The organism is Paraburkholderia sp. HP33-1, from assembly GCF_021390595.1.
Taxonomy (GTDB): Bacteria; Pseudomonadota; Gammaproteobacteria; order Burkholderiales; family Burkholderiaceae; genus Paraburkholderia.
This window is the reverse complement of record NZ_JAJEJR010000001.1, coordinates 2,109,123-2,125,145: the sequence shown is the minus strand read 5'-3', so window position 1 is coordinate 2,125,145 and position 16,023 is coordinate 2,109,123. Positions and strand designations below refer to the sequence as shown.

Sequence of the window (16,023 nt, the reverse complement as noted above, 5' to 3'; positions counted from 1 at the left end):
CGATGAGCACGCCGGTTACGAGTGGCTTGCATGGCCTCGGCGAACCGTCGCGCTGGGTGCGTCACTGGGCGCACCTGGTCGCGGCGGGCGGCGTGGTGCTCGATGTTGCGTCGGGCGCCGGGCGGCACGCGCGCTTTTTTGCGTCGCTCGGTCATCCGGTCACCGCGATCGATCGCGACGCGACCGCTCTCGACCTGCTGAGTGACGTGCCGCTCGTCACGCCGCTCGTGGCCGACCTCGAAGGCGCGCCGTGGCCGTTACCCGATGATGCGGCGTTCGCTGCCGTCATCGTGACCAACTACCTGCACAGGCCGCTTTTTCCGCAGTTGCTGCGCGCGCTCGCGCCCGGTGGCGTACTGGTTTACGAGACCTTCGCGCAAGGAAACGAAAGCGTCGGCAAACCCTCCAATCCGGCGTTTCTGCTGGCGCCTGGCGAGCTGCTCGACACGGTGCATGGCCAGCTGCGGGTGGTCGCATTTCAGGACCGATTTCTCGCCAGGCCGCGTCCGGCATACGTTCAGCGCATCTGCGCGGTTCGGGAAGCAGTGCGCGCGGATGATCCCATGCGGGCAACAGCTCCGCCTTGTTACGAGTTGGCTGGCTAATCCGCTACAATCGCGGTTTACCTGATCAAATCCATGGCTTTTCATGACTAACGGCAACCACAGCGGTCATCAGGACGGCGTTCGGATCCGCGGCAGCATTCCTGCCATCATCACCCCGATGCTCGAAGACGGCAGCCTCGATCTGCCAGCGTTTCGCAAGCTGATCGACTGGCACATCGAGGAAGGCACGGACGCACTCGTCGTGGTCGGCACGAGCGGCGAGTCGGCCACGCTATCGGTCGAAGAACACGTGCTGATGGTCAAGACCGCGGTCGAGCACACCGCGGGCCGGATTCCGGTCATCGCGGGCGCGGGCGCCAACTCCACCGCTGAGGCGATCGAACTGACGCGGCACGCGAAGGACGTCGGCGCGGATGCCACGCTGCAGGTCGTGCCGTACTACAACAAGCCGACCCAGGAAGGCATCTATCGCCATTTCGCGAAGATCGCCGAAACCGTCGATCTGCCTGTGATCCTGTACAACGTGCCGGGCCGCACCGTCGCCGACATGAGCAACGAGACCATCCTGCGCTGCGCGCAGGTGCCGGGCATCGTGGGCGTGAAGGAAGCCACTGGCAACATCGACCGCGCCGCGCATCTGATCAAGTCGGCACCGGCGCACTTCGCCATCTATAGCGGCGACGATCCCACCGCGATTGCGCTGATGCTGCTCGGCGGCCATGGCAATATTTCGGTCACCGCGAACGTCGCGCCGCGCGCAATGAGTGAGCTGTGCAAGGCCGCGCTCGCCGCGGACGTGAAGACCGCGCGTAACATTCATCTAAAACTCCTGTCGCTGCACAAGTACCTGTTTGCCGAGGCGAATCCGATTCCGGCGAAATGGGCGCTGCAGCAACTGGGGCGTGTGCAGGGTGGCATCCGCCTGCCGCTCACGCCGCTCGACGCGCAGTACCACGAAGTCGTGCGCGGCGCACTGCGCGAAGCGGGCCTGCTCGGCTGAACGGCCCGATCGTCCAGCCGTCCACGCAAGACCGCCACCGGCATTTCATTAACCGACGTCGCTTCAGCCCACGTTCCCGGCAGATCGAACGAGGCATCGCGTTCCAGCATCACGAAGGACCTCATGAAACGTTCCGCACTTTCCCTCCACGCAACCCGCATGGCGGCGCTGGCGCTTGCCCTGTCGACGCTCGCCGGCTGTGACACGCTGAACGACTGGTTTGCTTCCGACCGCGTCAACTACAAGGCCACCTCGAGTGCGCCGCCGCTCGCCGTGCCGAGCGATCTGAGCACGTCGCCGAACGACCAGCGTTATGTGGCACCGCCCGCCAATCTGGCGCTCGGCGGCACACCGACGCGCGCCGTCACTGCGGCCGGCAACGCGACCGAAGGCCAGCCGACCGCGCAGGATCCGCTTGGCATGCATATCGAGCGCGACGGCGACCGTCGCTGGCTCGTGGTAGACGGCCGCTTGCCGGAACAGCTGTGGCCGCAGCTGCAGGAGTTCTGGCAGGAGAACGGCTTCGTGTTGAAGACTGACGCGCCGGCCACCGGCATCATGACGACCGACTGGGCGGAAAATCGCGCGAACATTCCGGACGACTGGTTCCGCCGCACGGTCGGCAAGGTTATCGACTTCGCGTATTCGTCGGGCACCCGTGATAGTTTCCGCACGCTGGTGTCGCGCGGTGGGGACAGTGCGACCGATATCTCGATCACGCATAGCGCGATGGAAGAAGTGATGACTGGTCAGGACAAGACGTCGTCGCGCTGGGAAGAGCGTCCGCGCGATCCGGCGCTCGAGGCGGAGTTCCTCGCCAAGCTGATGCAGAAGTTCGGGCTGACCGAAGCGCAGTCGAAGCAACTGCTGACCGACGCGCGTCCGGCGGCCGCGCCGACCACGATCGAGCAGAACGCAGGCGCGTCGACGCTCGATCTTCAGGAGTCGTTCGACCGCGCCTGGCTGCGCGTGGGCCTCGCGCTGGATCGCACCAACTTCACGGTCGACAACCGCGATCGCGAGAAGGGCATCTACTACGTGCGCTATGCGGATTCGATGCAGGAGCTCAAGAAGGAAGGCCTGCTCGGCAAGCTGTTCTACAGCGGTAATTCGACGCGCAAGCCGGGCCAGGAATTCCTCGTCAACGTGCGCGCGAAGGGCGACGCCGTGACGCAGGTAGCGGTAGTCGACGCGAACGGGCAGATCGACACGTCGTCGGACGCGCAGCGCATCGTGTCGCTGCTGCACGCGCAACTGAACTAGGTGGGTCGTGCGCTTCGCAAGCCTCGGCAGCGGCAGTGAAGGCAACGCGCTGCTGGTGGAAGCGCACAGCGGCGCGAGCACCACGCGCGTGCTGCTCGATTGCGGTTTTTCCGCGCGCGAAGTCGAGCGGCGTCTGGCGCGGCTCGGCGCGAGCGCCGAGCACCTCGACGCGATTCTGATCACGCATGAGCATAGCGATCACATCGGCAGCGCATTGACGCTGGCGCGCAAGTGGTCGATTCCGCTGTACATGAGTTGGGGCACCGCACGCGCGGTGGGCGCCGGCGAAGCCGGCGTCGACCTGCAGGTGCTATGGGGCGACGAGTCGGTGGCGATCGGCGAGCTCAGCGTCCTCCCTTATACCGTTCCGCACGACGCCCGCGAACCGCTGCAATACGTGTTCTCGAACGGCGCGAGCCGACTGGGCGTGCTGACCGACGTCGGAACGTCCACACCGCATATCAGCGCGGTGCTCAGTGGCTGCGACGGGCTCGTGCTCGAATGCAATCACGACGTGCAGATGCTCGCGGGCAGTCGTTATCCGCCGTCGCTGAAAGCGCGTATCGGCGGCGATCATGGGCATCTGAACAATGATGCGGCGGCTGAAATCCTGGCGTCGCTCGACCGCTCACGTCTACGGCATCTGGTCGCCGCGCATCTGAGTCAGCAGAACAATTTGCCGGAACTCGCGCAGGCGGCGCTGGCGGGCGTGCTTGGCGCGGCGCCCACGGAGGTGGTGGTGGCGTCCCAGAGCGAAGGTTTCGCGTGGTTGACGCTGTGACTCAGACGCAGGGTTGACGTCCGGTCGCGCCGCACGGCGCGCATCAGGTTGCGACGCAATGAGAAAAGCCCATAACGATTACTCGCTATGGGCTTTTACTTTTCGCGTCGAGCGTGGCGTGGGGGGCACGCCGCGCGACCGCTCAGAGTTAATTGCGGTTGCCGCCGAAAATGCCGAGTAGCGCGAGCAGATTGACGAACACGTTATACAGATCCAGGTAGATCGCGAGCGTCGCGGTGATGTAGTTCGTCTCGCCGCCGTTCACGACACGCTGCACGTCGAACATGATGTAGGCGGAAAAGATCACGATTGCCATGACCGAAACCGTCAGCATCAGTGCCGGCAGTTGCAGGAACACGTTCGCGACCGAAGCGAGCAGGATCACGATTACGCCCATGAAGAGCCACTTGCCGAGGCCCGAGAAGTCGCGCTTGCTGACGGTGGCGATGGTCGCCATGGCCGCGAAGATCACACCAGTGCCACCAAACGCGAGCATGATCAGCGACGGGCCGTTCGAGAAGCCGAGCACGAACGCAAGGATGCGCGACAGCATCAGCCCCATGAAGAACGTGAAGCCGAGCAGTACGAAGACGCCGACGGCGCTGTCTTTGGTGCGCTGGATCGCAAACATGAAGCCGAAGGCGATCGCGAAGAACGCCAGCATGCTCATGGCAGGGCTGGTGGCCGCGAACAGCGAGAAGCCGGTGGCAAGACCAACCCACGCGCCGAGCACGGTTGGAATCATGGACAGCGCTAGCAGCCAGTAGGTGTTCCGTAGCACGCGGTTGCGTGTTTCGGCGGTGCTAACCGCGCCATTGCGGCCAAACATATACGGATGTTCGTTCATGGTCTCTCCTTACCTCGGAAGCGTGTTTCGTGAGGGTGATACGGCAATTTGCGAAGCGCCGACGGGCGCAGCGTGCATCCGTAAGATTAGCGCGGCGGCATGGAGTTTCAATACCCTCCAGTCGCCCACATGGCCTACGCTACCAGTATTTTGCGCCCTTTGCTTCGATTCTTTCGGTATTGTAAGGGATCAATCGCAATGATATACGGGAATATGCTACAATTGCGGATTCATTTGAATCTGTAACCTCTTAATTTTTTGGAGTTTTTATGGCGATCGAACGCACCCTGTCGATTATCAAGCCGGACGCAGTGGCCAAGAACGTGATCGGCCAGATCTACACCCGTTTTGAAAACGCTGGTCTGAAGATCGTGGCATCGCGCATGGTTCAGCTGTCGCGCGCTGACGCCGAGAAGTTCTACGCTGTGCACGCGGCACGTCCGTTCTTCAAGGACCTCGTCGACTTCATGATTTCGGGCCCGGTGGTCGTGCAAGCGCTGGAAGGCGAAAACGCGATCCTGAAGCATCGTGACCTGATGGGTGCGACGGACCCGAAGAAGGCAGAGAAGGGCACGATCCGCGCCGACTTTGCCGACAGCATCGACGCCAACGCAGTGCACGGCTCGGACGCAGCGGAAACGGCAGCTGTTGAAATCGCGTTCTTCTTCCCCGAAGTCAACGTCTACTCGCGCTAAGCGCCTTGCACTGAGGTCAGGCGCTGACCTCGGTCGCGCATCGTAAGCCGTCTTTCGCGTGGTGTATTTTGTGCGGCCGAATTGTTTTATCGCATGAATCGCGCGCGGGTCGCGGCAAAGTAGTAAGGTAAAAGCAGCAGGAATGGGCGCGAACGGCATGGCGTTCATGCAGCTTGTTGCATGAACGTAGTCTCGCACTGAAATGGCAGGATTCGATATGACGAGCAGTCCCTCCGTCAACCTTCTCGACCTCGACGCCCAAGGGCTCGTCGCCTACTGCGACAGCCTGGGCGAGAAACCGTTTCGCGCCAAGCAATTGCAGCGCTGGATCCACCAATACAACGCTGCCGACTTCGACGGCATGACCGATCTCGCGAAGTCCTTGCGCGAAAAGCTCAAGGGACGCGCCGCGATCACGATGCCGGGCGTCGTCAGCGACCATATTTCGTCGGACGGCACGCGCAAGTGGCTGATCGACGTCGGCAACGGCAACGCCGTTGAAACCGTGTACATTCCCGAAGAAACGCGCGGTACGCTTTGCGTGTCGTCGCAGGCCGGGTGCGCGGTCAACTGCCGGTTCTGTTCGACCGGCAAGCAGGGGTTCTCCCGCAATCTCACCACCGGCGAAATCATCGGCCAGTTGCGCATGGCCGAGTTTGCGCTGCGCGCGTCGCGCGGCGATGCAGGCGGCCGCGCCATGGGCGGCGACGGCAAGGGTGAGCGCGTCGTCACGAACGTCGTGATGATGGGCATGGGCGAGCCGCTGCTCAATTACGACGCGGTTGTGCCGGCCATGCGTCTGATGCTCGACGACAACGCGTACGGCCTTTCGCGCCGGCGTGTCACGCTGTCCACCTCGGGTGTCGTGCCGATGATGGACCGGCTCGGCGCCGATCTGCCGGTCGCGCTCGCGGTGTCGCTGCACGCGCCGAACGACGCGTTGCGCGACGAGTTGGTGCCGCTGAATAAGAAGTATCCGCTGCGCGAGCTGATGGCGGCCTGCGAGCGCTATCTGAAAGTAGCGCCGCGCGATTTCATTACGTTCGAATACTGCATGCTCGATGGCGTGAACGACAGCGAGGCGCACGCGCGTGAGCTGCTGGCCGTCACGCGCGACGTGCCGTGCAAATTTAATCTGATTCCGTTCAATCCGTTCCCCGAATCGGGCCTCATCCGCTCGAAGCAGGAACAGATCAAGCGGTTTGCGCAGGTGTTGATGGACGCGGGCGTCGTCACCACCGTGCGCAAGACCCGCGGCGACGATATCGATGCTGCCTGCGGTCAGCTGGCCGGCGCGGTGAAAGACCGCACGCGTCTCGCTGAGCGCACCGGGAAGGCGGCCAAGGTGATCGAGGTTCGCGCCGTGTAATTGCGCAGGACAGCAGGGCGTCGGCTTTCGGCGAAAAGCGCCGCGAGCGCAAAAATGCCCCCATGGCACCGCCGGTTGAAAAGAAAGTTTGCAGAATCGATCGGGAGCGGCACACAAAGCCGCACATTTTGTTATAAACGGTCTGCGATTCGGACGTGAGGCTCGAGCCCGTCCGGTCGCACGATTAAAAGAATCGACGGGAAAGGATTTGGGATGAGTGAGCCGCAGCACCCGCAGCCGCATCAGACAGACAGGAACGACGGCCATCCGGCACCCGTAGCTCGGGCGGTGGTCCAGCCTGTCGTGCAGCCGGCCCTCGATTCGTTGGCGGCGGTTGGTGCGCGTTTGACCCAGTTGCGCGAGTCGAAGGGCTGGACGATCGAAGACGTGTCGGCGCGGCTGAAAGTGTCGGTCGTCAAGCTGAGAGCGCTCGAGGCGGGCGACATCAGCCATCTGCCGGACACGACGTTCGCACTCGGTGTCGTGCGCAGCTACGCGAAAATGCTTGGTGCCGATCCGGCGCCTTTTACGGCGGCGCTGCGTCGCGAGAAGGGGGTGCCGGCACCGAATCTGTCGATGCCGGCGTCATCCGGCAAGGATCTGCCGCGCGGCAAGGTTTCGCTGTCGCTCGGCGACAGCGGGCACAAGAGCCGTTCGTGGCTGTGGGGCATTGCTGCGATCATCGTTGCGGTCATTGCGCTGAGCATGTGGCGCACCAACGGCGGCGATTCGTCAGCATGGCTCGCGCGCCTGAAGGCAAGCGCGAATAGCTCGACAAGCAGCGACACGGCGGCATCGGGCGCGGTCGCGCAAGGTCCGACGACACCGGCGCCAGACGGCGCATCGGCGCCGGAGGCCGCAGCCACGGCGGACAATGCGGCGAGCGCGGACAATGCGGCTTCTGCGACGGTAACGCCGATGCCCGCACCGCTTGCCGCAGGCACCGCACCAGGCTCGGCGCCGGCGGCGAATACGGCAGCAACGCCGGCAGCGGCGCCGAAGGCCGGCTCGCAAGCTCGGGCTCAGGCAGCTACGGCAAGCGCAAGCGCACCGGAGGTCGTGACGAACGCCTCGGAACCGCCGGGCACGTCAGCGCCCGGCGAGGCGGTCCTTGCGCTGCGCGTGACGCAGGACAGCTGGTTCAGCGTGCGTGACAAGGACGGCAAGGAGCTGTTCTCCGGCCTCGTGCATGCGGGCGACGCGAAGGAAGTGACAGGCGCTGCGCCGTTTAAGGTCACCGTCGGCAACAAGGCCGGTCTCGAGTCGGTGACGCTCGACGGCCAGCCGGTCGATCCGTCGAAATATTCGGTAGTCAAGGGCAACGTGGCGCGCTTTGCGCTGCCTTGACAGATACGGTACGCGCCGCGGCCAACCGGTCCGCGGCGCTTTTTCAATTGAGGCGCTGCGTTTTTGCATAGCGCGTGCGGCGTAAATGGGTTTTTCGATGCAAACCGAAGCTCAATCCCAATCCTGTAGCAAGATCGTTTCAGACGAGCCGGTGTTCGGCGGCCCCGCGATGCGGCGCAAGTCGCACGCGGTCAACGTCCGCTGGGGCGGCCAGCTTGTGACCATCGGCGGCGATGCGCCGGTGCGCGTGCAGTCGATGACCAACACCGACACCGCCGACGCGATCGGCACCGCGATCCAGATCAAGGAGCTCGCGCAAGCCGGTTCCGAACTGGTGCGTATCACAGTGAATACGCCGGAAGCGGCGGCTGCCGTGCCGGCGGTCCGCGAGCAGCTCGACCGCATGGGCGTGATGGTGCCGCTCGTCGGCGATTTCCATTACAACGGCCACCTGCTGCTGCGCGACTATCCGGGCTGCGCTGAATCGCTGTCGAAGTACCGGATCAATCCGGGCAATGTCGGGCACGGCGCGAAGCGCGACACGCAGTTCGCGCAGATGATCGAGACGGCGGTCAAATACAGCAAGCCGGTGCGCATCGGCGTGAACTGGGGCAGCCTCGACCAGGACCTGCTCGCGAAGATGATGGACGAAAACGCGTCGCGCGCTGCACCGTGGGAAGCGCAAAGCGTGATGTACGAAGCGCTGATCCAGTCGGCGATCGGCTCGGCGGAACGCGCGGTCGAACTGGGCCTCGGGCGCGACCAGATCATTCTGTCGTGCAAGGTCAGCGGCGTGCAGGATCTGATCGCCGTGTACCGCGAACTCGCGCGCCGTTGCGATTTCGCGCTGCATCTTGGCCTCACCGAGGCCGGCATGGGCTCGAAGGGCATCGTCGCGTCGACCGCAGCGCTGTCGGTTCTGCTGCAACAGGGTATCGGCGACACGATCCGTATTTCGCTGACGCCGGAACCGGGCGCATCGCGAACCGGCGAAGTGATCGTCGGCCAGGAAATCCTGCAGACGATGGGCCTGCGCTCGTTCACGCCGATGGTGATCGCGTGCCCCGGCTGTGGCCGCACCACGAGCACGCTGTTCCAGGAACTCGCGTCGCAGATCCAGACCTATCTGCGTCAGCAGATGCCGGTGTGGCGCGACCAGTATCCCGGCGTCGAGAAGATGCACGTCGCGGTGATGGGCTGCATCGTCAATGGCCCAGGCGAGTCGAAGCAGGCGAATATCGGTATCAGCCTGCCGGGCTCGGGCGAGAACCCGGCCGCGCCGGTGTTCATCGACGGCGAGAAGGTAAAGACGCTGCGCGGCGAGAACATCGCGCAAGAATTCCAGCAGATCGTGAGCGACTATGTCGAGCGCCGCTACGGCCGCGCCGACGCGCTCAACTAAATACCGGCTATCGAAACACAGATGACTGAACAGAAGAAAAAGCTCGAGAAGCTGTCCGGCGTGAAGGGCATGAACGACATCCTTCCGCAGGAAGCCGGGCTCTGGGAATTTTTCGAAACTACCGTCAAGTCGATGTTGCGTTCGTACGGGTACCAGAATATCCGTACGCCGATCGTCGAGCATACGCAGCTGTTCACGCGCGGTATTGGCGAAGTGACCGACATCGTCGAAAAAGAAATGTACAGCTTCACCGACGCATTGAATGGTGAAAATCTGACGATGCGCCCGGAAAACACGGCGGCGGTGGTGCGCGCGTCGATCGAGCACAACATGCTGTACGACGGGCCAAAGCGCCTGTGGTACATCGGTCCGATGTTCCGCCACGAGCGTCCGCAGCGCGGCCGTTATCGCCAGTTCCATCAGGTCGGCGTCGAGGCGCTCGGTTTCGCGGGTCCGGATGCGGACGCTGAAATCATCATGATGTGCCAGCGCCTGTGGGACGACCTCGGCCTGACCGGCATCAAGCTCGAAATCAATTCGCTGGGCCTCGCTGAGGAGCGCGCCGCGCATCGCGTAGAACTGATCGCGTACCTCGAAAAGCACATGGACGTGCTCGACGAAGACGCGAAGCGTCGTCTGTACACCAACCCGCTGCGCGTGCTCGATACTAAGAACCCCGCGTTGCAGGAAGTCGCGCAGAACGCGCCGAAGCTGATCGATTTTCTCGGCGAAGAGTCGCGCGCGCACTTCGAAGGCCTGCAGCGTCTGCTGAAGGCGAACAACCTGCCGTTCACGATCAACCCGCGTCTCGTGCGCGGTCTCGATTATTACAATCTGACCGTGTTCGAGTGGGTGACCGACAAGCTCGGCGCCCAGGGCACCGTCGCGGCGGGCGGCCGCTACGATCCGCTGATCGAGCAGCTTGGCGGCAAGCCGACGGCCGCGTGCGGCTGGGCGATGGGTGTCGAGCGGATTCTCGAACTACTGAAGGAAGAACAGCTCGTGCCTGAAGACGAAGGCTGCGACGTGTACGTCGTCCATCAGGGCGACGCCGCGCGCGAGCAGGCGTTCATCATCGCCGAGCGTCTGCGGGATACGGGCCTCGACGTGATCCTGCACTGCAGCGCGGACGGTCAGTCGGCGAGCTTCAAGTCGCAGATGAAGCGCGCCGACGGCAGCGGCGCCGCGTTTGCGGTCGTGCTCGGCGAAGACGAGATCGCCAACGGCACGGTCGGCGTGAAACCGCTGCGCGATACGCAAGCCAACGGCGGTAAGAACGAGCAACAGAACGTGCCCGCCGAAGACTTGACCGAATTTCTAATCAATGCGATGGTTGCATCCGCCGAAGACGGCGACGACTGATCGCGATGTCGTCGGGCCGGCTGGCTCGACACATACACGTAGCAAGAAAGAGGAAATCGCCGGGCAATGAGTTACCACGACGAACAAGAATCGATTGAAAGTCTGAAGGCATGGTGGAAGCAGTGGGGCAATGCGACCACGTGGATCGTGCTGGTGGTGTTGTTGGCAGGCGCGAGCTGGAATGGCTGGAATTTCTGGCAGCGTCGTCAGGCCGCGCAAGCCGCGGTGCTGTATGACCAGGTTCAGCAGGCTGCGGCCGCGGGTGACAAGGCGCAGATCGCGCGAGTCGCCGCCGACATGGAAGACAAGTTCGGCCGCACCGCCTACGCGCAGATGACCGCGCTCGGCGCCGCCAAGGCGCTCTACGCCGCCGGCGACGAAGCCGGCGCGAAAGCGCAACTGCAGTGGACGATCGATCACGCAAAGGACGACGAGTTCAAGCAGATCGCGAAGCTGCGCATGGCGTCGCTGCTGCTCGACGACAAGGCTTACGACCAGGGCCTCGCGCTGCTGGCCGAGCCGCAATCCGATGCTTTCAAGGGCGTCGTGGCAGACCGCCGCGGCGACCTGCTCGCCGCCCAGGGCAAGCGCGACGACGCGCGCGCGGCCTACAAGCTCGCGCTCGACTCGCTGCCGAAGAGCGACACCTCGGCGCGCCAGTTGATCCAGTTCAAGCTGGATGCGCTTGGCGGCTGAGCGTCCCGCGCGGCGCGCCGCGAGCCACGACCGCAAGACGGTCTCCCTTAATCCATTTCCTGAATGCTTCGTCCACCGATGAATCTGCTGAAACGTTACGCCGTGCCCGTTATCTGTGCGATGACCGTCCTCACGCTGGCGGCTTGCTCATCCACGAAAGACGAGCGCCGTGTGCCGACGCCGCTCACCGAGTTCAAACCTGTGCTCGACGTGCAGCAGTCCTGGTCGGCCAGCGTCGGCAAGGCGGGCCGCTACATGTTCTCGCCGGTCGCGGTCGGCAATGCCGTGTACGCCGCCGGCGCGAACGGCACGGTCGCCAAGATCGACGCGCAAACCGGCAAGGACGTGTGGCGCATCAAGCTGCATGACGACCTGTCGGCGGGTGTCGGCAGCGATGGCACGCTGACCGCGGTCGGCGGCCTGAAGGGCGATGTGTACGTGCTCGGCGCGGATGGCAAGCAGTTGTGGACCGCGAAGGCGCCGGGCGAGATCATTTCGCCGCCGCTCGTCGGCAACGGCCTCGTGATCGTGCGCACGATCGACGGTCAGATCGTCGCGTTCAACGCGCAAACCGGCGAGCAGAAGTGGAACTACCGCAACCGCGCGGTGCCGCTGAACCTGCGCGTATCGTCGGGCATGACGTTCGCGGGCGATGCAGCCGTGCTGGCAGGCTTCCCGGGCGGCTCGTTCGCAGCAATCAACCTGCAGACGGGCGACACCTACTGGCAGACGCCGGTGTCGTATCCGAAGGGTGTGACCGAGGTCGAACGTATCAATGACGTGACCGGCCCGCCTACGCTGGTCGGTTCGGAGACCTGTGCGGTGACGTTCCAGGGCCAGATTGGCTGTTTCGATGCGAACTCGGGCCGCGCGCTGTGGGGCAAGGCGTTCTCGAGCACAAGCGGCCTCGCGCAGGATGAGCACAGCGTGGTCGCCGCCGACGACTGGTCGGTTGTGTCCGCGTTCGACGTGAACAACGGCACGGTGCTGTGGAAGAACGAAACGCTGAAGAACCGCGATCTGAGCGTGCCGATGCTGCTCGGCCGCGCGGCCGTGTTCGGCGACTACCAGGGCTTCGTGCATTTCCTGTCGACCGCAGACGGCACGCTCGTCGCGCGGGTGAAGACTGACGGTAGCGCGATTACTGCGGCGCCGGTGCTGGCCGGCGACACGCTGGTCGTGCAGACGCGCGACGGCGGCCTGTTCGGCTATCGTCCGCGCTGATCGCGGCGCATGGTGTCTGGCGCGCAGGCCGGCTTTGCCGGCCGCGCGTTTTTTAATTGAAGTCTGAGTAGTAGAAGTCTGAGTCGGCCTTGACGGGCGGCTCCCGCGTCGGTTTGCCACGCTGCCCGTCGCATGATGGGGCAGGCTCAATCGAATCAATCGCCGGACGGGCGGGTCCGGCAAGTCGTGTCGAGGTGCCGGCCGCCATGCAAGGCCGTGCGTGCGCTTCGTCGGCGGCCTTGCAAACCAAAGACGCGCTCGAAACCGAGCCGGCGAGCCGTCGAGCAGCCCGGTCTGAAGCGGACGGCCCCCGGTGGCGTCTGTGCCGCCTACTCCCGTCCGCCTGGATGCGCATATCGATCGCGTATCCGGAGCAGGCTGAATTCGTGATAATTTCGTCAAAACGCCGCCGCGTGGCGGCCGCCTGGCGTCGCCACGCGCGCGATCGGTTGAGATCCCGCGTTTCACCGTGAACAACATCTGATGAAACCCGTTATTGCCCTTGTCGGGCGCCCCAATGTGGGGAAATCCACGCTGTTCAACCGCCTCACGCGCTCGCGTGACGCGCTGGTTGCCGACCTGCCCGGTCTTACGCGCGATCGCCATTACGGCGAAGGACGCACTGGCGAGCGGCCGTATCTCGTCGTCGATACCGGCGGCTTCGAGCCGGTCGCGAAAGACGGCATCCTGCACGAGATGGCGCGCCAGACGCGCCAGGCGGTCGAGGAGTCGGACGTCGTCGTGTTCATCGTCGACGGCCGCAATGGTCTCGCTCCGCAGGACAAGTCGATCGCCGACTACCTGCGCAAGGTCGGCCGGCCGATCTTCCTCGTCATCAACAAGGCGGAGGGGATGAAGTACACCAACGTCGCGGCCGACTTCTACGAACTCGGCCTCGGCGATCCGCGCGCGATTTCGGCGGCGCACGGTGACGGCGTCACCGACATGATCAACGAAGCGCTCGAAGTCGCGTATGCCGGTCAGCCGGAGGAGGGCGAGGAAGACAAGGAAGCGCGCGGCGTGAAGATCGCGATCGTCGGCAGGCCGAACGTCGGCAAGTCGACGCTGATCAATGCGCTGGTCGGCGAAGAGCGTGTGATCGCGTTTGACATGCCGGGCACCACGCGCGACTCGATCTACGTCGATTTCGAGCGCAATGGCAAGCCGTACACGCTGATCGACACGGCCGGCCTGCGCCGCCGCGGCAAGGTGTTCGAGGCGATCGAAAAATTTTCGGTCGTGAAGACGCTGCAGTCGATCTCGGATGCGAACGTGGTGATCCTGTTGCTCGACGCACGCCAGGACATTTCGGATCAGGATGCGCACATCGCCGGCTTCGTCGTCGAGCAGGGGCGCGCGCTGGTGGTCGGCGTGAACAAATGGGACGGTCTCGATCCGCATGTGCGCGAGCGCACCAAGGCCGACCTCGAGCGCAAACTAAAATTTCTGGACTTCGCCAAATTCCATTTCATTTCCGCTGCGGAAAAGACCGGAATCGGGCCGTTGATGCGTTCGGTCGACGACGCATACACGGCCGCCATGTCGAAGCTGCCGACGCCGAAGCTCACGCGCGCGCTGATCGAGGCAGTCGAGTTCCAGCAGCCGCGCCGTCGCGGTCCGGTGCGGCCGAAGCTGCGCTATGCGCACCAGGGCGGGCAGAATCCACCGATCATCGTGATTCACGGCAATGCGCTCGATGCGATCACGGATACGTATAAGCGTTACCTCGAAAATCGCTTCAGGGAAACTTTCAAGCTGACCGGGACTCCATTGCGAATAGAGTTCAGATCGTCGACAAACCCTTACGCGGACAAAGGCTGAAACAGGCTGAAGCTGGTCTGAAACCCGCATGTATCCTGGGTTTGGCCGCGGGGCCCGGCCCCGCGCGGCGAAATGAAAATCAGCTATAGTGTAGCGGTTGGCGGCGGATCTCTTTTTCTTCGCCGTCAATTCAGTCAACCTGCAAAAAAATACGGAGTTTGCTATGAGCAACAAAGGGCAATTGTTACAAGACCCGTTTTTGAACGCACTGCGTAAAGAGCATGTGCCGGTGTCGATCTACCTGGTCAACGGCATCAAGCTTCAAGGGAACATCGAATCGTTCGACCAGTACGTCGTGTTGCTCCGGAATACGGTCACCCAGATGGTCTATAAGCACGCCATTTCGACGGTCGTGCCTGCCCGTCCGGTGAATTTCCACCCGGATTCCGAACAGTCCTAACCCTCGTCGCGGCCGGCACAGCGTCGCCCGTCGGCGATCACTCCCGGCCGCGTCATTTTGATACCCTCCAATTTGATCAATGCAGCACTCGTTGGCATCGACTTCGGCAAGATCGATTTCGAAGCCAGTCTCGAAGAACTCAGCCTGCTCGCGCAAAGCGCGGGCGCGAATCCCTTAGTTACCCTCACCGGACGCCGTTCCAGTCCCGACGCGAAGATGTTCGTCGGTAGTGGCAAGGCTGAAGAATTGCGCCTTGCGTGTGAAGCGAACGACATCGAGCTCGTGATCTTCAACCACGCTCTGGCACCAGCTCAGCAGCGCAATCTGGAGCGGGCGCTTAATCGGCGTGTGGTCGATCGCACCAGTCTCATCCTCGACATTTTCGCGCAGCGCGCGCGCAGCCACGAAGGCAAGCTGCAGGTCGAGCTCGCGCAGCTGCAATACCTGTCGACACGACTGATTCGCGCATGGACCCACCTGGAACGTCAGAAGGGCGGTATCGGTTTGCGCGGTCCAGGTGAAACGCAGCTCGAAACCGACCGCCGGCTGATCGGCGAGCGCATCAAGGCGCTCAAGATCCGCCTCGACAAGCTGCGCCGCCAGCATGGCACGCAACGCCGCGCGCGTAATCGCAACCAGACGATGTCGGTGTCGCTCGTCGGCTATACGAACGCGGGCAAGTCGACGCTCTTCAACGCGCTGACCAAGGCGCAGGCGTATGCTGCCGACCAGCTCTTCGCGACGCTCGATACCACTTCGCGGCGCGTGTATCTGGGCGACGAGGCGGGACAGGTGGTGGTCTCCGATACCGTTGGTTTTATCCGCGAGCTGCCGCACCAGCTCGTCGCCGCGTTTCGCGCGACGCTCGAGGAAACCATTCACGCGGACCTGCTGCTGCACGTCGTGGATGCATCGAGCGCGGTGCGGCTCGACCAGATCGATCAGGTCAACGAGGTGTTGCACGCCATCGGCGCGGACACGATCCGTCAGGTGCTCGTGTTCAACAAAATCGATGCGGTGCCAGAGCTGGCGGCCCGTGGCGACGCGGTCGAGCGGGACGAATATGGTAATATTTCGCGCGTCTTTTTGAGCGCGCGCACCGGGCAGGGGCTGGATGCGTTGCGCGCTGCCATCGCTGAAATCGCTACTGCCGAACCGCTTTCCGAGATGCCGCTCGATGCGTCGGAAGTTGAACGCACGGCGCATCTGCGCGACGACCACAAGGTTCCAGAACTCGGGCACTGACCCGT

Annotated in this window: 15 protein-coding genes; 14 read left to right on the top strand and 1 reads right to left on the bottom strand. The window is 63.5% G+C overall.

The features are described 5' to 3' along the window. Positions 1-2: 2 nt before the first annotated feature. From L0U81_RS09630 to L0U81_RS09615, 4 genes are all read left to right on the top strand, one after another. Positions 3-605: a class I SAM-dependent methyltransferase gene (locus L0U81_RS09630; RefSeq protein ID WP_233802081.1), complete on the top strand. Its 603-nt coding sequence runs from the start codon at positions 3-5 to the stop codon at positions 603-605. A gap of 43 nt (positions 606-648) precedes the next feature. Next, positions 649-1,566 (top strand): 4-hydroxy-tetrahydrodipicolinate synthase, encoded by a 918-nt coding sequence (gene dapA, locus L0U81_RS09625; RefSeq protein ID WP_233802079.1) that lies wholly within the window; start codon positions 649-651, stop codon positions 1,564-1,566. Between the two features lie 123 nt (positions 1,567-1,689). After that, positions 1,690-2,829: an outer membrane protein assembly factor BamC gene (gene bamC / locus L0U81_RS09620; protein WP_233802077.1), complete on the top strand. Its 1,140-nt coding sequence runs from the start codon at positions 1,690-1,692 to the stop codon at positions 2,827-2,829. Positions 2,830-2,836: 7 nt separating this feature from the next. Further along, complete coding sequence (locus L0U81_RS09615; protein WP_233802075.1) at positions 2,837-3,610, top strand: MBL fold metallo-hydrolase; 774 nt, start codon at positions 2,837-2,839, stop codon at positions 3,608-3,610. Positions 3,611-3,758: 148 nt separating this feature from the next. Here L0U81_RS09615 and L0U81_RS09610 read toward each other — a convergent pair whose 3' ends face one another. Beyond that, positions 3,759-4,457, bottom strand: a complete 699-nt coding sequence (locus L0U81_RS09610) for a Bax inhibitor-1/YccA family protein (protein WP_027198083.1) — start codon at positions 4,455-4,457, stop codon at positions 3,759-3,761. A gap of 269 nt (positions 4,458-4,726) precedes the next feature. Between L0U81_RS09610 and ndk the strand changes: the two genes are divergently transcribed. The 10 genes from ndk to hflX all read left to right on the top strand — a co-directional run bounded on the left by ndk (position 4,727) and on the right by hflX (position 16,018). Continuing rightward, the gene (gene ndk / locus L0U81_RS09605; RefSeq protein WP_233802073.1) at positions 4,727-5,152 is read left to right on the top strand and encodes a nucleoside-diphosphate kinase; all 426 of its coding nucleotides are present in this window, start codon (positions 4,727-4,729) and stop codon (positions 5,150-5,152) included. A gap of 217 nt (positions 5,153-5,369) precedes the next feature. Then, the gene (gene rlmN / locus L0U81_RS09600; RefSeq protein ID WP_233802071.1) at positions 5,370-6,521 is read left to right on the top strand and encodes a 23S rRNA (adenine(2503)-C(2))-methyltransferase RlmN; all 1,152 of its coding nucleotides are present in this window, start codon (positions 5,370-5,372) and stop codon (positions 6,519-6,521) included. A 213-nt stretch (positions 6,522-6,734) separates the two neighbouring features. Then, on the top strand, positions 6,735-7,868 hold the full coding sequence (locus L0U81_RS09595; RefSeq protein ID WP_233802069.1) for a helix-turn-helix domain-containing protein: 1,134 nt from the start codon (positions 6,735-6,737) through the stop codon (positions 7,866-7,868). Positions 7,869-7,953: 85 nt separating this feature from the next. Continuing rightward, positions 7,954-9,270, top strand: coding sequence for a flavodoxin-dependent (E)-4-hydroxy-3-methylbut-2-enyl-diphosphate synthase (gene ispG / locus L0U81_RS09590; protein ID WP_233802067.1), 1,317 nt, complete (start codon positions 7,954-7,956; stop codon positions 9,268-9,270). A 21-nt stretch (positions 9,271-9,291) separates the two neighbouring features. Then, on the top strand, positions 9,292-10,632 hold the full coding sequence (gene hisS / locus L0U81_RS09585; RefSeq protein WP_233802065.1) for a histidine--tRNA ligase: 1,341 nt from the start codon (positions 9,292-9,294) through the stop codon (positions 10,630-10,632). Positions 10,633-10,698: 66 nt separating this feature from the next. Beyond that, on the top strand, positions 10,699-11,328 hold the full coding sequence (locus tag L0U81_RS09580; RefSeq protein ID WP_233802064.1) for a YfgM family protein: 630 nt from the start codon (positions 10,699-10,701) through the stop codon (positions 11,326-11,328). A gap of 78 nt (positions 11,329-11,406) precedes the next feature. Beyond that, positions 11,407-12,552: an outer membrane protein assembly factor BamB gene (gene bamB, locus L0U81_RS09575; RefSeq protein ID WP_233802062.1), complete on the top strand. Its 1,146-nt coding sequence runs from the start codon at positions 11,407-11,409 to the stop codon at positions 12,550-12,552. A 483-nt stretch (positions 12,553-13,035) separates the two neighbouring features. Beyond that, a complete protein-coding gene (der, locus tag L0U81_RS09570) occupies positions 13,036-14,373 on the top strand; it encodes a ribosome biogenesis GTPase Der (RefSeq protein ID WP_233802060.1) in 1,338 nt (445 codons plus the stop codon). A gap of 163 nt (positions 14,374-14,536) precedes the next feature. After that, positions 14,537-14,773 (top strand): RNA chaperone Hfq, encoded by a 237-nt coding sequence (gene hfq, locus L0U81_RS09565; protein WP_006051315.1) that lies wholly within the window; start codon positions 14,537-14,539, stop codon positions 14,771-14,773. 57 nt (positions 14,774-14,830) lie between these two features. After that, positions 14,831-16,018, top strand: coding sequence for a GTPase HflX (hflX, locus tag L0U81_RS09560; RefSeq protein WP_233802058.1), 1,188 nt, complete (start codon positions 14,831-14,833; stop codon positions 16,016-16,018). Positions 16,019-16,023: the final 5 nt, after the last annotated feature.